The 16225-nt window shown below is 68.8% G+C and carries 17 protein-coding genes; 6 read left to right on the forward strand and 11 right to left on the reverse strand.

Annotated elements, in window-relative coordinates:
* Window positions 1-11 precede the first annotated feature (11 nt).
* A complete protein-coding gene (locus tag LVB77_RS16000) occupies window positions 12-1157 on the reverse strand; it encodes a 5-(carboxyamino)imidazole ribonucleotide synthase (protein ID WP_232907072.1) in 1146 nt (381 codons plus the stop codon).
* Window positions 1154-1693 (reverse strand): 5-(carboxyamino)imidazole ribonucleotide mutase, encoded by a 540-nt coding sequence (gene purE / locus LVB77_RS16005; RefSeq protein WP_232907073.1) that lies wholly within the window; start codon window positions 1691-1693, stop codon window positions 1154-1156. Before purE ends, LVB77_RS16000 begins: the two co-directional genes overlap by 4 nt.
* Window positions 1694-1757: 64 nt before the next feature.
* Between purE and LVB77_RS16010 the strand changes: the two genes are divergently transcribed.
* Complete coding sequence (locus LVB77_RS16010) at window positions 1758-2027, forward strand: Trm112 family protein (protein ID WP_232907074.1); 270 nt, start codon at window positions 1758-1760, stop codon at window positions 2025-2027.
* Window positions 2024-2893 carry a carboxylating nicotinate-nucleotide diphosphorylase gene (nadC, locus tag LVB77_RS16015; protein ID WP_232907075.1) on the forward strand — a complete coding sequence of 290 codons (870 nt, stop codon included), beginning with the start codon at window positions 2024-2026 and terminating at the stop codon, window positions 2891-2893. The genes LVB77_RS16010 and nadC overlap by 4 nt, the downstream gene beginning before the upstream one ends.
* Before the next feature lie 152 nt (window positions 2894-3045).
* Here the strand turns inward: nadC and LVB77_RS16020 are convergent, their stop codons facing one another.
* Window positions 3046-3849, reverse strand: coding sequence for an FHA domain-containing protein (locus LVB77_RS16020; RefSeq protein WP_232907076.1), 804 nt, complete (start codon window positions 3847-3849; stop codon window positions 3046-3048).
* Window positions 3850-3930: 81 nt separating this feature from the next.
* Between LVB77_RS16020 and LVB77_RS16025 the strand changes: the two genes are divergently transcribed.
* Window positions 3931-4254, forward strand: coding sequence for a DUF3301 domain-containing protein (locus LVB77_RS16025; protein ID WP_232907077.1), 324 nt, complete (start codon window positions 3931-3933; stop codon window positions 4252-4254).
* Window positions 4255-4723: 469 nt separating this feature from the next.
* Here LVB77_RS16025 and LVB77_RS16030 read toward each other — a convergent pair whose 3' ends face one another.
* The 6 genes from LVB77_RS16030 to LVB77_RS16055 all read right to left on the reverse strand — a co-directional run bounded on the left by LVB77_RS16030 (window position 4724) and on the right by LVB77_RS16055 (window position 10057).
* Window positions 4724-5233, reverse strand: coding sequence for a ClpXP protease specificity-enhancing factor (locus LVB77_RS16030; protein ID WP_343226206.1), 510 nt, complete (start codon window positions 5231-5233; stop codon window positions 4724-4726).
* A gap of 90 nt (window positions 5234-5323) precedes the next feature.
* Complete coding sequence (locus tag LVB77_RS16035; RefSeq protein ID WP_232907078.1) at window positions 5324-5959, reverse strand: glutathione S-transferase N-terminal domain-containing protein; 636 nt, start codon at window positions 5957-5959, stop codon at window positions 5324-5326.
* 179 nt (window positions 5960-6138) lie between these two features.
* Complete coding sequence (locus LVB77_RS16040) at window positions 6139-6960, reverse strand: cytochrome c1 (protein ID WP_232907079.1); 822 nt, start codon at window positions 6958-6960, stop codon at window positions 6139-6141.
* Window positions 6961-6976: 16 nt separating this feature from the next.
* Window positions 6977-8236, reverse strand: coding sequence for a cytochrome bc complex cytochrome b subunit (locus LVB77_RS16045; RefSeq protein ID WP_232907080.1), 1260 nt, complete (start codon window positions 8234-8236; stop codon window positions 6977-6979).
* 3 nt (window positions 8237-8239) lie between these two features.
* Window positions 8240-8851, reverse strand: a complete 612-nt coding sequence (petA, locus tag LVB77_RS16050; protein WP_232907081.1) for a ubiquinol-cytochrome c reductase iron-sulfur subunit — start codon at window positions 8849-8851, stop codon at window positions 8240-8242.
* Between the two features lie 243 nt (window positions 8852-9094).
* The gene (locus LVB77_RS16055) at window positions 9095-10057 is read right to left on the reverse strand and encodes a lytic transglycosylase domain-containing protein (protein WP_232907082.1); all 963 of its coding nucleotides are present in this window, start codon (window positions 10055-10057) and stop codon (window positions 9095-9097) included.
* A 148-nt stretch (window positions 10058-10205) separates the two neighbouring features.
* On the opposite strand from LVB77_RS16055, the gene miaB reads away from it, so the two are divergent.
* Both miaB and LVB77_RS16065 read left to right on the forward strand, forming a co-directional pair.
* Window positions 10206-11609 carry a tRNA (N6-isopentenyl adenosine(37)-C2)-methylthiotransferase MiaB gene (miaB, locus tag LVB77_RS16060; RefSeq protein ID WP_232907083.1) on the forward strand — a complete coding sequence of 468 codons (1404 nt, stop codon included), beginning with the start codon at window positions 10206-10208 and terminating at the stop codon, window positions 11607-11609.
* Window positions 11610-11625: 16 nt separating this feature from the next.
* The gene (locus tag LVB77_RS16065) at window positions 11626-12123 is read left to right on the forward strand and encodes a GNAT family N-acetyltransferase (protein WP_232907084.1); all 498 of its coding nucleotides are present in this window, start codon (window positions 11626-11628) and stop codon (window positions 12121-12123) included.
* A gap of 24 nt (window positions 12124-12147) precedes the next feature.
* Here the strand turns inward: LVB77_RS16065 and LVB77_RS16070 are convergent, their stop codons facing one another.
* Window positions 12148-13542: a DUF1501 domain-containing protein gene (locus tag LVB77_RS16070; RefSeq protein ID WP_232907085.1), complete on the reverse strand. Its 1395-nt coding sequence runs from the start codon at window positions 13540-13542 to the stop codon at window positions 12148-12150.
* Window positions 13543-13560: 18 nt separating this feature from the next.
* A complete protein-coding gene (locus tag LVB77_RS16075) occupies window positions 13561-15360 on the reverse strand; it encodes a DUF1800 domain-containing protein (RefSeq protein WP_232907086.1) in 1800 nt (599 codons plus the stop codon).
* 375 nt (window positions 15361-15735) lie between these two features.
* Between LVB77_RS16075 and LVB77_RS16080 the strand changes: the two genes are divergently transcribed.
* Complete coding sequence (locus tag LVB77_RS16080; protein ID WP_232907087.1) at window positions 15736-16176, forward strand: hypothetical protein; 441 nt, start codon at window positions 15736-15738, stop codon at window positions 16174-16176.
* Window positions 16177-16225: the final 49 nt, after the last annotated feature.

Here is a 16225-nt window from a genome sequence, read left to right on the forward strand (position 1 = left end):
GACCGCCCGATTTACGAAGCGCGCAGGCGTTCGATCGCCGGTGCGACCTGATCTTCGCGGCCCAAGGCCGCGCCCACGCGCTCCAACGCCGCCGCCAGCTCCCGCGCATCGTCGGCGCGCAAGGTCGCATGCCCGACCTTACGCCCCGCGCGCGAAGACTTGCCGTAGTCGTGCCAATGCCCGCCGGCTTCGTTCAATACCGGCGCGGCGGCCGGCATCTCGCCGATCCAGTTGAGCATGCAGGCCCGACCGAGCATGCGGGTGTCGCCCAGCGGCAGGCCGAGCACGGCGCGCAGGTGGTTCTGGAACTGCGAGGTCTCGCTGCCTTCTATGGTCCAGTGGCCGGAGTTGTGCACGCGCGGCGCGAGTTCGTTGGCCAGCAGTTCGCCTTCGCGGCAGAACAGCTCCAGCGCGAACACGCCGACGTAGTCCAGCGCCTCGGCGAGCTTGCGCGCATACGCATGCGCGGTGTCGGCGAGCGCGTCGTCGACCTGCGCCGGCGCCAGGCTGGCCGACAGCACGCCGTCGACATGCCAGTTCTCGGTAAGCGGCCAGGCGCGGAATTCGCCGTCGCGGCCGCGCACGGCGACCACCGACAGCTCGCGCTCGAAGCGCACGAAGCCTTCCAGGATCAGCCCCACCGTGGCCGCCTGCGCGCCCAGCGCGGCCCAGGCCGCGTCGGCGTCGGCCGGCGTCTTGATGCGGAACTGGCCCTTGCCGTCGTAACCCAGGCGGCGCGTCTTGAGGATGCAGGGCGTGCCGATCGCGGCGATCGCCGCGTCCAGCGCCGCGCGCGTGGGCACGTCGGCGAATTCCGGCACCGGGATGCCCAGTTCGCGGAACAGGGTCTTCTCGGCCAGCCGGTCCTGCGCCACCGCCAGCGCGCGCGGGCTGGGAAACACCGGCACGCGCTGCGCCAGCCATTGGCCGGACTCGGCCGGCACATTCTCGAAATCGAAGGTGGCCACGTCGATCTTGGACGCGAATTCGGCCAGCGCGGCCTGATCGGTGTAATCGCCCACCACCATCGGCGCGAACTGGCTGGCGCAGGCGTCGCTGGCGCTGTCCATGACCAGGAAGCGCAGACCCAGCGGCGCGCCCGACAGCGCCAGCATGCGGGCCAGCTGCCCGCCTCCCAGGATACCGACGGTGGTCATCGGCGCGGATCGTCGTTGGCGAGCACGTCGTCGGTCTGCTTGGCGCGGAACGCATCCAACGCCTGGCCGATCGCGGCGTGTTGCGGCGCCAGCAACGCGGCGGCGAACAGCGCGGCGTTGGCGGCGCCGGCGTTGCCGATGGCGAACGTCGCCACCGGGATGCCGGCCGGCATCTGCACGATCGACAGCAGCGAATCCATGCCGTTGAGCGCCTTGGACTGCACCGGCACGCCCAGCACCGGCACCGCGGTCTTGGCCGCCAGCATGCCCGGCAGGTGCGCGGCGCCGCCGGCGCCGGCGATGATCGCGCGCAGGCCGCGCGCGGCCGCCGTGTCGGCGTACTCGAACAGCACGTCCGGCGTGCGATGCGCCGACACCACGCGCACCTCGTGCGGCACGCCCAGGGCCTCCAGCTTGGCCGCGGCGTGCTGCATGGTCTCCCAGTCCGAGCGCGAGCCCATGACGATGCCGACCAGCGGCGCGGCGGAGGCGGGCGAGGAATCCTGAGCGGATCCGGGCGTACCGGTTACGGACATTGGTCGGGCCTTGGCGCAAAGACGTATTCTAACGCCCTGTCCCGTCGTATCGGCACCGCACCGTATGGATCGTAAATTGCTGGACCTGCTGGTCTGCCCCCTCACCCGCCAGCCCCTGCTGCCCCTGGACAACCGCGGCCTGCAGGCGCTCAACGCCGCGATCGCCGCCGGCGGCGTGGTCCGCGGCGACGGCGACGCGCAGAGCCAGGCGCTGCGCGAGGCGCTGATCACCCGCGACCGCAAGACCGTCTACCGCATCGACGACGGCATCCCGGTGCTGCTGACCGAGGATGCCATCGCCACCGCCCAGCTCGACGGCTTCCCGTCGGCATGAGCGCGCGTTTCGCGCCGCCGCCGGCCGAGCAGGTCGAGGCCGACGTCGCCCAGGCCCTGGCCGAAGACCTCGGCAGCGGCGACGTCACCGCCGCCCTGCTGCCGGACGTGGCCGACAGCGCCTACCTGCTGTGCAAGGAGCCGGCGGTGGTCTGCGGCCGGCCCTGGTTCGACGCCTGCCACCGCGCCCTGGACCCGGACGTGCGCATCGACTGGCGCGTGGCCGAAGGCGACCGCGTCGCCGCCGGCACCGTACTGGCCACGCTGCAGGGCCGCGCGCGCGCGCTGGTCAGCGCCGAGCGCGCCTCGCTGAATTTCATGCAGACGCTGTCGGCCACCGCCACCGTCACTGCCAGCTACGTCGAGGCCGTGCGCGGCACCCGCGCCCAGATCCTCGACACCCGCAAGACCATTCCCGGCCTGCGCCTGGCGCAGAAATACGCGGTGCGCGTGGGCGGTGGCGTGAACCACCGCATCGGCCTGTACGACACGGTGATGCTGAAGGAAAACCACGTGCGCGCCGCCGGCTCGCTGACCGCGGCGATCGGTGCCGCGCGCGCGATGCACCCCGACCTGCCGCTGATCGTCGAGGTCGAATCCATCGCGCAACTGCGCGAGGCGCTGGAACAGGGCTGCGACCGCATCCTGATCGACGATTTCGACGCCGATACTCGCCGCGAAGCGGTGCGCATCGCGTCGGGCGCGCCGTACGACGGCCGCATCCCGCTGGAAGTCTCCGGCGGCGTCGACCTGGCCGGCCTGCGCGCGATCGCCGAAGACGGCGTGGACTGCATTTCCATCGGCGGCCTGACCAAGCACGTGCGCGCGATCGACCTGTCGCTGAAGCTGGGTCCGCCGCCGGGTTGAGGTTGTACCGGTGGTTTGGCGCGGCTTCACGCCGCGATTGCAGCCCCGCGTGCTTTACCGGCGGCGGCGGCCGCTAGCGCAGCCACACAAATCCCAGACGTTCGTAGGATGCGGTGAGCGCAGCGAACCGCATCGCCACGCTGCGCGCGCGCTCAGCGCAGCAACACGAACCCCACCAACCCGATCAACACCGCGCCCGCCAACGCCAACCAAGGCCAGGCCGGCCGGCCGAGCCTGATCGGCGGACCGACCGGCGGCGTCGCCGCCTCGCCCTCCACCACCGGCGCCTCCTGCATCGACCCGGTCAAGCGGAAACGCAGTTGGTCGAAACCGATCTCGTCGCCGGGCTGGGCGATCGCGCGCAGCACGCGGCGGCCGTTGACGGTGGTGCCGTTGGTCGAACCCAGATCCTCGATCTGCAGGCCGTCGTGGGTCGGGATCAAACGCGCGTGCTGGCGCGACAGGCCGGTCTGGTCCAGCTGCAGGCCGCAGTCGGGCGCGCGCCCCACCACGGTCGCCGCCAGCAGCGGAAAGCTGCGTCCGAACAGGTCGCCAGACACCCCGCGCAACACGTAGCGCGGCAGCACCGGCCGCACCGCGGTCACGCCGGGGTCGTCGTTGGCCGACGGCGGCAGCACGCCGGCGACGCCGCCCTGGTGGCGCACCGCCGACGGCCCGATCGCCGCCAGGCGCGCGCGCACCTCGTCGAAACTGACGTCGTCGCCAGGGCGCAAGGCGATCAGGCCGGCCGCGACCTGGCGGCCGTTGACGCGCACCTGCGCGCCGGGCGGCACGTCCAGCATCACGCCCTGCGCGCTTACGTGCAGCTGGCAGTGCTGGGGCATGACCCCGGGGCGGTCGAGCACGATGGTGGATTCGGGATCGGAACCGACCCGGTTGATGCCGTGGCCCAGCAATACCTGCGGATGCTCGCCATCCGGAAAGACCAGTTTCATAGAATGTGCGTTTTCCCCTGATGCGCGACAGCGTAGGGCATAACCCTTGCGAGTTGGGCATACCGAGGCCACATTAAATCCATGCCTACTTTGATTCTGTTAATGATCCTGGGTGCCGCCGCGTTCTCGTTCTGGAGCGCCGGGCGTGCCGCCGCCGAGCGCGCCGAGGCCCTCGGCCGCGACGCCTGCCGCGCCGCCGGCGTGCAGTGGCTGGACCAGAGCGTGCACGCCACCGGCATGCGCCTGTGCCGCCACGACAACGGCTGGCTGGGGCTGGAACGGACCTTCCGCTTCGACTATTCGCTGGACGGCGAGGACCGCCATATCGGCCGCATGGTGCTGCGCGGCGAGCGCCTGATCGCGTTCAGCGGGCCGGTGACGCGGGAGCCCACGCAGTTGCACTGAAGGGCGAACAAGCCCTGTTGCAGCGACCGGTCCTGCAGAACGACGTAAGCCGCGACCGCGTCCATGCCTGCGGCGGCGCCGACTCGATGGAGCAATCGCGGCTCACGCCGCTCCCACAGAAGGCGGCGGGCGGCGACGTCGGCGAGCGGCCATCGGAATCAGACGCACGACGCAAGCGCGGTTGAGCGGTCGCGGCTTACGCCGCTCCTACCCCAAGGCAGAGCCTCAGGTTGCCGAGGCGATGCTCCTGTAGGAGCAGCGTAAGCCGCGACCGCGTCAATGCGTGCGGCGGCGCTGCCCGGGTGGAGCAATCGCGGCTCATGCCGCTCCCACAGAAGGCGGCGGGTGGCGTCGTCGCCGAGCGGCCATCGGAATCGGACGCGCGACGCAGGCGCGGTGACGCGGTCGCGGCTTACGCCGCTCCTACCCCAAAGCCTGGGCGCGGCGGCGGGCGCCGAACCGCAGGACCTTACTTCACCACCCGCAGATGCCCGCCGCGGCGCGGCGTGGGCGTGTGCGAACCCGGGCCGTCGTCGTCGCCGTCGGGCAGCGGTTCGCTGGGCACCGCGCTCAGCGGCGCGTGGGTCGGCGACATCGGCTCGTCGAAGTCCTCGGCCGGGTCGTCGTGACCGCCCTCGGTGGTGGTCGCCTCGTCCGGCAGGGCCATGCCCTGGCCGGTTTCGCGGGCGTAGATCGCCAGCACCGCGCCCACTGGCACCGAGACCGGATGGCTGACGCCGCCGAAACGCGCGCTGAAACGGATGGTGTCGTTGCCCATCTCCAGGCGCGACACCGCGCGCTCGGCCACGTTGAGCACGATCTTGCCGTCCTTCACCGCATGGGTCGGCACCTGGACCTGCGGCCGGGTGGCGTCGACCAGCAGGTGCGGGGTCATGCCGTTGTCGGCGATCCACTCGTACAGCGCCCGCAGCAGGTACGGGCGGTGGCTGGTCATGCTGGAGGCGTTCTCATCACTCATGCCCGGCAGTTTAGCGCCTGGCCGGCGATCCTGACGTGCCAGCCGTCCGCGATCCGGCCACGCCGGACCGCGCAGGGCCGCGATGCCCGCTTACGCCGGCATCTCGCGCAGCTTGCGTTCCTGGTCAGTCAGGCTGCGGGTGAAGCCCGGATTGCGGAAGATGCGGTTGCCGTAATCCTCGATCGCCTTGCCGTCCTTGGGCAGCGGCACGCCCAGCGATTCCAGGCGCCAGATGATCGGCGCCATCGCGCAGTCGGCCAAGCTCATTTCCGGGTTCAGGAAGAACTTGCTGGCCTTGAACAGCGGCACCGACGCGGTCAGCAGCTCCTTCAGGCGCTTGCGCGCGGCCTCGGCCTGGGCCTTGTTGCCCAGCTGGATCGCCTGCACCTGCGGCACCCAGTCGTGCTCCAGACGCAGCGTGGCCAGGCGCAGGCGCGCGCGGGAGAGCGGATCGACCGGCATCAGCGGCGGATGCGGATAGCGCTCGTCCAGGTATTCGCTGACCACGCTGGCCGCGTACAGCACCAGGTCGCGCTCGACCAGGGTCGGCACCGAGTGGTAAGGGTTGAGGTCGACCAGATCTTCGGGGGGATTCTGCGGGTCGACCGCGATCAGATCGTAGGTGACGCCCTTGGCCGCCAGCACCAGCCGCACGCGATGGCACAGCACGCAGTCGGTGGAGGAAAACAGGGTCAGGGCATTACGCATACGTGGACTCGCCGCCATCATCGACCTCTCCAACGACCGGAATCCGCCGGTCGCAAGACGCCCCCCACCCCGTGTGGGCGGTCGTCACGGTCCCCGAGCGTATGCGGTTTCCCCCCTTCCGCGAAAGACTCCGGCATCCCGGCCGGCCTTACGAAGAAGGCCCGCGCATCGCTGCGCGGGCCGTTCGGGGAAATCGCTTAGTGCTCGACGTCTCGCCAGTACTCGCTCTTGAGCAAGTAGGCCAGGAAGGTGAACACGGCCAGGAACAGGATCACCCACACGCCCAGGCTCTGGCGCTTGAGGGCGGCCGGTTCGCCGGCGTACTCGAGGAAAGCGGTGATATCGCGCACCGACTGGTTGAACTGCTCCGGCTCGAGCGTGCCGGCGGCGCCGGCCTCGAACTTGGTGAAGCACTTGCCGTCGATCTCGCTGGTACCGTGCGGGCATTCCATGATCGGCTTGCCCTTCTCGTCCTTCTTCTCACCGAACATGCCGTGCGCCGGCTTCTTGTCGGTGAACTGCGGCGTCTGCGTGCCCTGCATCTGCCACAGCGGGTTGGGCATGGACGCGTTCGGGAACAGGGCGTTGTTCCAGCCCAGCGGACGCGCCTCGTCCAGGTAGAAGGACTTGAGGTAGGTGTAGATCCAATCGCTGCCGCGCACGCGCGCGATCACGCTCAGGTCCGGCGGCATCTTGCCGAACCACTGGTTGGCGTGTTCCGGGGTCAGGCTGACCTGGATCTGCTCGCCGAACTTGGCGCCGGTGAAGTTGAGGTTGTTCATCACCTCGTCTTCGCTCAGGCCCAGGTCCTCGGCGATGCGCGAGTAACGCAGGTACTTCAGCGAGTGGCAGCCCGAGCAGTAGTTCATGTACAGCTGGGCGCCGCGCTGCAGCGACGCGCGGTCGCCCAGGTCGGTACCCGCCTGCATCAGGTTGCCGCCGCCGGAAGCGAAGGCGGAGGCCGACACGAGCAGACCGGCGGCGAGAGTGGCGAGCTTCTTCACGAGTCGGTTCTTCATCCGAGGCTGGCTGGTCTTAGTCATGCATCGTCACCCGTTCCGGCACCGGCTTGGTCTTGTCGAACTTGGTCCACAGCGGCATGGTGATGAAGAAGGCGAAGTACAGGAAGGTCAACACGCGGCCGACGATGGTCTCGACCGGGTCGGTACCCGGACCGGCGCCGATCTTGCCCAGCCACACGAAGCTCAGCGCGAACACGCCCAGCAGCAGCTTGGACAGCAGGCCGCGGTAGCGGTAGGACTTGACCTTGGCGCGGTCCAGCCACGGCACCAGGAACAGGATCGCGATCGCGCCGAACATCACCAGCACGCCCGACAGCTTGTGCGGGATCACGCGCAACATCGCGTAGTACGGCGTGTAGTACCACACCGGCTTGATGTGCTCCGGCGTCACCAGGCGGTTGGCCTCGGTGAAGTTGTCGTGCTCCAGGAACCAGCCGCCGAACGCCGGCGCGAAGAAGATGATGAACGCGGCCACGATCAGGAAGAAGCCGACGCCCACCAGATCCTTGACCGTGTAGTACGGGTGGAACGGAATGCCGTCCTTGGGCTTGTTGGCATCCCAACGGTTGCCCTTGGGACCCTTCTTGATGTCCACGCCGTCGGGGTTGTTGGAACCGACCTCGTGCAGCGCGCCCAGGTGCAGCACGACCAGCAGCAGCAGCACCAGCGGCAGCGCGATCACGTGCAGGGCGAAGAAGCGATTGAGGGTGGCGTCGCCGGGCAGGTAGTCGCCCATGATCCACTCGGTCAGGCCGTTGCCGATCACCGGGATCGCGCCGAACAGCGAGATGATCACCTTGGCGCCCCAGAACGACATCTGGCCCCACGGCAGCACGTAGCCCATGAAGGCTTCGGCCATCAGCACCAGGTAGATCAGCATGCCCAGGATCCACACCAGCTCGCGCGGCTTCTGATACGAGCCGTACAGCAGGCCGCGGAACATGTGCAGGTACACGACGATGAAGAACAGCGAGGCGCCGGTGCTGTGCATGTAGCGGATCAGCCAGCCCCACTCCACGTCGCGCATGATGTATTCGACCGACGAGAACGCTTCGGCCGCGGACGGCTTGAAGTGCATCGTCAGGAAGATGCCGGTCAGGATCTGGTTGACCAGCACCAGCAGCGCCAGCGAACCGAAGTAGTACCAGACATTGAAATTCTTCGGCGCGTAGTACTCGGTCATGTGCTTGCGGTAGACCGGCATCATGCCGGGCGCGCGCGCGTTGACCCAATCCCAGACGCCGTTGGCGGTGCGGGTAATGATGTTGGACATGACTTACGCCGCTCCCTTCGGATCCACGCCGATGATGATCGTCGTGTCGTTTTCGTAGTGGTGCGGCGGCACCAGCAGGTTGGTCGGCGCCGGGACGCCCTGGAACACGCGGCCGGCCATGTCGAAGCGCGACTTGTGGCAGGGGCAGAAGTAACCGCCCTTCCACTCCGGATCGAACGGCTCGGGGCGGATCTCGGCCTTCATTTCCGGCGAGCAGCCCAGATGGGTGCACAGGCCGACCAGGACCGAGATGTCCTTCTTGATCGAGCGGCCTTCGCCGCTGATGTAGGACGGCTGCTGGTCCTTGTTGTCCGACTTGGGATCGCGCAGGTGGCTGTCCAGGGTCGGCAGCGCCGCCAGCACGGCCGCGGAGCGCTTAACGATCCAGATCGGCTGACCGCGCCATTCGTAAACCAGGCGCTGACCTTCTTCCAAGGCGCTGATGTCGGCGGTCACCGGAGCGCCGGCGAGCTTGGCGCGCGCGCTGGGGTTCCAGGACTTGATGAAAGGCACCGCCGCAAAACCGGCCCCGACTGCGCCGACCACTGCCGTGGTCGCCGTCAGGAACCGACGGCGGCCCGTATTGATAGGATCGTTGACCCCTTGGTTGGCCATCCGGCACTCACTCCGCAAAGCTGCAATTCGAAGTTACGCCGCACAGCACGCCGCCACTGGCGACGGCTCGCGGCTCAAAAGACGGGGAAGTGTAACGGAACGGTTAACGGCCCGACAATCCGCCAGCGCCGCGAAACCGGGCCCCCGGCACATCCCGAGCCGCCCGTCCGGGTGCGGCGCGCGCGCAGGGACACCGCGCCGATCGCGCCGCGATCGGCACCGCAACCGCATTGGGGACGGGGATCAGCGCACCACGGGGCCGGCGCGGTAACGCTGCGCCAGCAGGGCCACGCGCTGCACGTAGCGCTGGGTTTCGCTGTAGGGCGGCACGCCCTTGTACTTGTCGACCGCGCCCTCGCCGGCGTTGTAGCCGGCCGCGGCCAGGGTCAGGTCGCCGTTGAAGCGCTTGAGCAGCCAGGCCAGGTATTGCACCCCGCCCTGGATGTTCTGGCTGGCATCGAAGGCGTTGGACACGCCGAAGCGGCGCGCGGTGGCCGGCATCAGCTGCATCAGGCCTTGCGCGCCCACCCGCGACAGGGCGTTGGGGTTGTAGGCCGACTCGGCGTGGATGATCGCGCGCACGATCGCCTCCTCGACCCCGTGCTGGCGCGCCGCGGCCGCGATCTCGTCGCGGTAGGCGTCCATGTTCAGGCGGATCGAGCCGAAATTGACCCCCGGCCGCGCCGAGCAGGCGTAGCAGGTCTCCATGAAGCTGTACTTGATCGTCCGCACCGCCGTGGCGTTGGCCAGGCCCTTGGGACGCTTGCTGGTGTAGTGGCGGACGCCGTCCTTGATATAGGAGTAGACCTGGCCCTGGACCAGGCGCGAGGCCGGTGCCGAAGGCGCGGCCGGCGTCTGCACGACCGGGGCGGGCGCCGCTAGCTCGGTCGCGGCCGCGGTGGGCGCGGCGACCGCCGGCGTGCCCATGAAGGTCGCCGGCGGGTTGGAATGGATGGACGCCGGCGAGCCGGCGACCGGGTTGGCCGGCGTGGCGCTGCCTGCGCCGGCCGGCGCGCGCGCGGGCACGTACGGCGCTGCCCGGCTGGGCCGGAACTGGCTGACCACGGTGCACTTGGCGCCGGGCACGCGCTTGCTCACGTAGCTGCGTTCGCCGCCCGCGCCGTCGCAGCGGTACACGGTGCCGGCCTGCGCAGGCGCGGTGGCCCACAGGCAGACGATCCCCAGCAGTAGCGAGCCCCCCCTCATGGCGGCGAGTGTCCCCCTTCGCGCTCAGGTTGCCAAGTCCTTGATTCGAAAACGTGACGGCTGCCCGCGACCGGCCTCGGGGGCGCTAAACTGGCGCCCCTTCCGGCGCGGATTAACCGCCGCCCTCCCCGGACACAGCCAGACCGCCATGACCGACATCGCCACCCCCGCCCTGCCCGACGCGCAGGCGCCCGCCGCCGTGACCCCACGCGGCAAGCTCTTCATCGAGACCCACGGCTGCCAGATGAACGAGTACGACTCGGCCAAGATGGCCGACGTGCTCGCCGCCAGCGAAGGCCTGGAACTCACCACCGATGCGGCCCAGGCCGACGTCATCCTGATCAACACCTGCTCGATCCGCGAGAAGGCCCAGGAGAAGGTGTTCAGCCAGCTCGGCCGCTGGAAGCAGCACAAGCAGGGCGACCGACCGGTGATCATCGGCGTCGGCGGCTGCGTCGCCTCGCAGGAAGGCGCGGCCATCGTCAAGCGCGCGCCCTACGTCGACCTGGTGTTCGGCCCGCAGACCCTGCACCGCCTGCCCGAACTGATCGCGGCCAAGCGCGCCACCGGCCAGCCGCAGGTCGATATCAGCTTCCCCGAGATCGAGAAGTTCGACCGCCTGCCCGAGCCGCGAGCCGAGGGCCCCAGCGCCTTCGTCTCGATCATGGAAGGCTGCAGCAAGTACTGCTCGTTCTGCGTGGTGCCCTACACCCGCGGCGAGGAAGTCAGCCGCCCGTTCGAGGACGTGCTGGTCGAGGTCGCCCAACTCGCCGCCCAGGGCGTGCGTGAGGTCAATCTGCTGGGGCAGAACGTGAATGCCTATCGCGGACCCTACGGCGAGGACGGCGAAGTCGCCGACCTGGGCCTGCTGATCCGCACCATCGCCGAGATCGACGGCATCGACCGCATCCGCTTCACCACCTCGCACCCGCTGGAGTTCAGCGACTCGCTGGTCGAGGCCTATCGCGACGTGCCGCAGCTGGCCAACTACCTGCACCTGCCGGTGCAGGCCGGCAGCGACCGCGTGCTGGCGGCGATGAAGCGCGGCTACACCGCGCTGGAGTTCAAGCAGAAGATCCGCAAGCTGCGCGCGGTGCGCCCGGACATCTCGATCTCTTCCGACTTCATCGTCGGCTTCCCCGGCGAGACCGAGGCCGATTTCGAGAAGACCATGAAGCTGATCGAGGACGTCGGCTTCGACCAGTCGTTCTCCTTCATCTATTCGCGCCGCCCGGGCACGCCCGCCGCCGACCTGGAGGACAGCGTCGGCGACGACGAGAAGCACGCGCGCCTGTCGCGCCTGCAGGCGACCATCAACGCCAACGCGATGCGCATTTCCGAAGCCATGGTCGGCAGCGTGCAGACGGTGCTGGTGGAAGGCCCCTCGCGCAAGGATCCCAACGAGCTCACCGGCAAGACCGAGAACATGCGCTCAGTGAATTTTCCGGCGCCCAAGCGCCTGATCGGACAGTTCGTCGACGTGGTCATCACCCAGGCTCTGTCCAACTCCCTGCGCGGTCGCGTGCAGACCGACCCGACCCCAGACGTCTGACAGGAACCGCCCACGCATGGACCGCGACTTCAACATCCGCGAGATCGGCCCCGACGAGTTCGAACGGGTCTGGCCGATCTTCCACGAGGTGCTGGCGCGCGGCGAAAGCTACAACTACCCCGCCGAACTGTCGCTGGAGCGCGCGCAGGAGATGTGGACCTCCCCGCCCTACCGCTGCTTCATCGCCGAGGGCGACGACGGCGAGATCCTGGGCGCCTACAAACTGGGCCCCAACTACGCCGGCCGCGGCGACCACATCGCCAACGCCAGCTACATGGTCGCCGAGCGCTACTGGGGCCAGGGCGTGGGCTCGGCGCTGTGCGAACACTCGCTGGCCCAGGCCAGCCAGGCCGGCTACCAGGCCATGCAGTTCAACTACGTCGTCAGCAGCAACGCGCCGGCCGTGCACCTGTGGCTCAAGCACGGCTTCCAGATCGTCGGCCAGATCCCCGGCGCGTTCCGCCACGTCCACCTGGGCCTGGTGGACGTGTACGTGATGCACCGCATGCTGTAACGCGCGCCATCGCGACGGCGCGCGTCAGGTCATGAAGCCCAGATCGCGCGCCGGGAAGTTGCGCAGGTTCGGGAAGATCAGGTCCAGCTCGGTATCGGCCACGCCGAACCAGCGCGCCAGCGTCGCGCCGTACTGATCCACCGAAGTGCTGGGAATGATCTGGCCCCAGCCGGCGTCGTCCGGCCCGTCGTTCTGCAGGGCCGGCATGGTGCCGACGAAACGCCCGCCGCGCACCGCGCCGCCGATCGCGAAGTGGTGGCTGCCCCAGCCGTGATCGGAACCGTCGCCGTTGGACGACAGGGTGCGGCCGAAGTCCGAGGCGGTGAAGGCGGTGACGTTGTTGGCCACGCCCAGCTCCACCGTGGACTGGTAGAACGCGGTCAGCGCCTGCGACATCTGCGACAGCAGCACCGGCTGCTCGGCCAGCAGGCGGTCGTGGTGGTCGAAACCGCCCATCGACACGAAGTACACCTGACGCTTCAGGCCCAGCACGCTGCGTACCTTGATCAGCCGCGCGACCATCTTCAATTGCCGCGCCAGATCGTTGTCGGGGAACGTGGTGGTCAGCGGCGTCGAGCTTTCCAGCGCGGTGGACACGGCCTCGGCGTTCTCGCGCGCGCGCCGCAAGGCATCGGCGTAGCTGCGCTCGAACACGTGGCTCTGCGTGCCCTGCCGCGCCAGCTCCAGCACCGCCTGGCGGGTGTCGCCGTCCCATTCGAAATAACTGAACCGGCGCGGGCCGTCGCTGCCGATCACGTACTGGCTGCCGTTCTGACTGCGGTTGAGCACGCTCTCGAAATTCAGGGCGATGCTCATCGGAATGAAAGCGCCGGGATTGGCGTCGTGCAGCAGATCGGCGATGCGCCCGCCCCAGCCTAGCCCGCTGCCGTCGTTGGCGCGCGAGACCTGCCAGTACGACTGCTGGTCGTTGTGCGAGAACAACTGCGGCGGCACGTCCGCCCCGCCGGCCTGGTACTGCGCCCGGGTCACCGGCCGCACCAGCGTGCCGACGTTGCCCAGGATCGCGGCACGCCCGCTGTTGAACAGCCCTTGCAGGCCGCTCATGCCGATCGTGTCGGTGCCCTGGGTCGAGGCCTGCAAGCCGTAGTCGGCGCCGTCCGACGCGCCGCCGCCGGCCTGCGGCGTCAGCGCCAGCAGCCGCGCCTGCGGCACCGCCAGGGTCGCGCGCGCCTGCGCGTAGCGCTGGTAATGCGTGGCGCTGCGCGGCACCACCATGTTCAGGCCGTCGTTGCCGCCGAACAGGAACACGCACACCAGCGCCTTGTAATCGGAAAACGCGTTGGGCCCGTAGGCGCGCGTCGCCGATTCCAGCAGACGCAGATTGCCGCGCGCCGAATACAGCCCGGCGCCGCCGAGGCCAGCGAGGATGGCGCGGCTCAGGAAATCACGACGCTTCAAGGCCGTCTCCTCGGAGGTTCATTTCTGCACCACGTATTCGGGCGAGTTGAAAATGATGTACAGCGCCTCCTGCACCCGCACGCGGCGTTCCTCGGCGGTGTCGGCGGGCATGCCGTTCAAGCGCTGCACCAGCACGGTGCGCATGCGCGAGGACATCTGCCCCGACAGGAACAGGATGTTGAGGCGCTGGATCAGGTCGGCCGGGCGCGTGGCGTAGGGCAGTTCGCTGCTGAGGTCGATCGCGACCTCGTGCGGGCTCAGGTCAGGCACGCCGACGAAGATCTCGTAGATCTTGGTGCCCAGGTAGCCCTCGTTGCCCGGCAGCATGTAGTCGGTCGCCAGTTGCAGCTCCGGCGCGGCCAGCCCCTGCTGCGCGGGCTCGCCGACCGGCGAGTAGGTCGGGCTGAAGAAGTTGAACACCGACGGCGAGTACAGCGGCGCCTGGCCCATGCCGTAGCCGATGGTCCAGAACTCGTCCATGAAGCCCGACTCCGAGCGTGCCTTCAGCGCGCGCCACAGATGGGTCAGGCGCAGCAAGGGCTCGCGCACCTTGCCGAAATGCGCGGGCCGCTGCCCGGCGTCGCGCGCCTCGGGGTCGAGCAGGATCGCGCTGACCACCGCCTTCATGTCGCCGCGCACGCCCTGGCCGTTGTTGTTGAAGCGCGCGGAGACGCGACCGACGTAGGCCGGGCTAGGATTGCTGGTCACCAGGCGCTGGATCAGCTGCCGGCCGATGTAGGGGCCGACGTTGGGGTGCTGGAATATGTTGTCCAGCGCGGCGCGCAGATCCGAGGGACCGTCGCCGCCGGCCGGCAGCACGCCGCCTGCCAGGGCCACGCCCGGATAGTCCAGCAACTGCTTGGCCTGCGCCGAGGCGTGGTAGGCCGCGTGGTTCTGCATCGGCTTGACCCACGCCGGCGCGTCGGAATCGTAGTAGTAGCAGTCGAACTCGCGGCAGCCGTCGAAGGTCCAGCCGGTGAACACATGGGCGAAGCCCTTCACCGTTTCCTGGCTGTAGGTCGGCACGGTGCGGCCGTTTTCCAGCAGCGGCGTGCCGTCGGGATTCAGCCGCAGCAGGCCCACGCTGAACAACTGCAGCACTTCGCGCGCGTAGTTTTCGTCCGGTCGGATGTTGCGCACCGGGTCGGGCTTCTGGTTCTGCATCATCGACAGGTACAGGCCCATCGACGGGTGCAGGGTCACGTCCTGCAGCAGCTGGCGGAAGTTGCCGAAGGCGCCGCGCGCGAGCGTGTCGTAGTAATCGGTGACCGAATGCGGCGCGTTGCCTAGCAGGTCGGAGTTGGCGTCGGAGATCACCAGGATCTCGCTGAGCGCGAACGCCACGCGCTGGCGCAGCTGGTCGCGGTGCACCACTTGCGGGTCGAACGGATCGCGACCGCCCATGGCGTGCAGGAACCACGCGTCTATGCGCCATTCGCGGCGCATGTCGCCGCCGCTGGCAGCGCTGGCCGCATGCACGAAACGCAGCTGCGAAGACAGCGGCGCGGCGACCTGCTCGTCTATCCAGCCGGTGTAACCCAGTTGCTGGACGCGGGCGATGTCGTCCCAGGTCGGGCCGAAGGTCGCCTGCGCGAGGAAGTTCGCGGCGGCCGCGTCGTCGATCACGAGCTGCGCCGGCAACGGTTTCGATTTGGGCGGCGCCGGCTTGGCTGCGTTGGCGACCGCCTTCGGCGCGGACGGCGGCGACAAGGCGCGCCACCAGCGATCGGGTACCGACACCATGCCCAACACCAACAACAGCACCAACAAGCGCGGCCAGACGGTCGCCCATCCCGCGCGCAACGCGATCCATCTCATGCAGCCGCCCCTGCTCCTCGATCGGCGGTGATGCTAACGCGCCTGAATGCGCAGAATTTTGATAGCACGCACATTAATCGATGCGCGTTCGAGAGAGATCGACTTGATTGGCGACGACGGTCGCGATAGCGATGCGAGGAAACGCGTCGCGCCAAGACGCTGCCGGAGTCGTCGCTTCGATCGCTGCGACCGAAGCCAAGAATGTTCAACGCCCACGCCAACAAAACGCATAGCCGCATCGCCTCCAGGGTGAACCCAGGCTGTCCGCGCCGTTAACTATAAATTAACAAGATCTGCGGCCACTCCATGTTGCGGCGCGCGAGGGTGCTAGAACACGTCCACCCCACACCCTCCGCAGTGTTAAGGAAGAACGCCATGAGCAGGAACGCAATGCTGTCGATCGCGGTGTCGCTGGCCCTCGCGAGCGGTACGGCCTGGGCCCAGCAGCAGGAGGCGTCGCGCGCCAACGACTATGCCGGCGCCGCCTTCGACGCCAAGACCGCCGCCGAACCCGGCGCCGTGGACGAAGCCGCGGCCAAGAGCATCAGCACCAAGGGCGTCAGCTCCACCAAGCCGGGGCGCACGGTCGACGCCGCGGCAGAACCCGCATCCCGGAGCATCAGCGAGAAGGGCGTCCGCGCGTCCGGGGCGCAGCACCGTGTCGAGACCGCGGCCGAACCGGCGGACAAGAGCATCAGCGAGCAGGGCGTACGCGCCGCCAAACCGGACAGCGGCGTCGGTGCCGCGGTCGAGCCGGCGTCCAAGAGCATCAGCGAGAAAGGTCTGAGCGCCGACCAGCCTCGCCGCAAGAAGTGACCGGCGATCGCGCCGATGCGAGCGGACGTCGGGCGCGGCGTCCGCTCGT

It is taken from the genome of Lysobacter sp. 5GHs7-4 (assembly GCF_021284765.1).
Classification (GTDB): Bacteria; Pseudomonadota; Gammaproteobacteria; order Xanthomonadales; family Xanthomonadaceae; genus Lysobacter.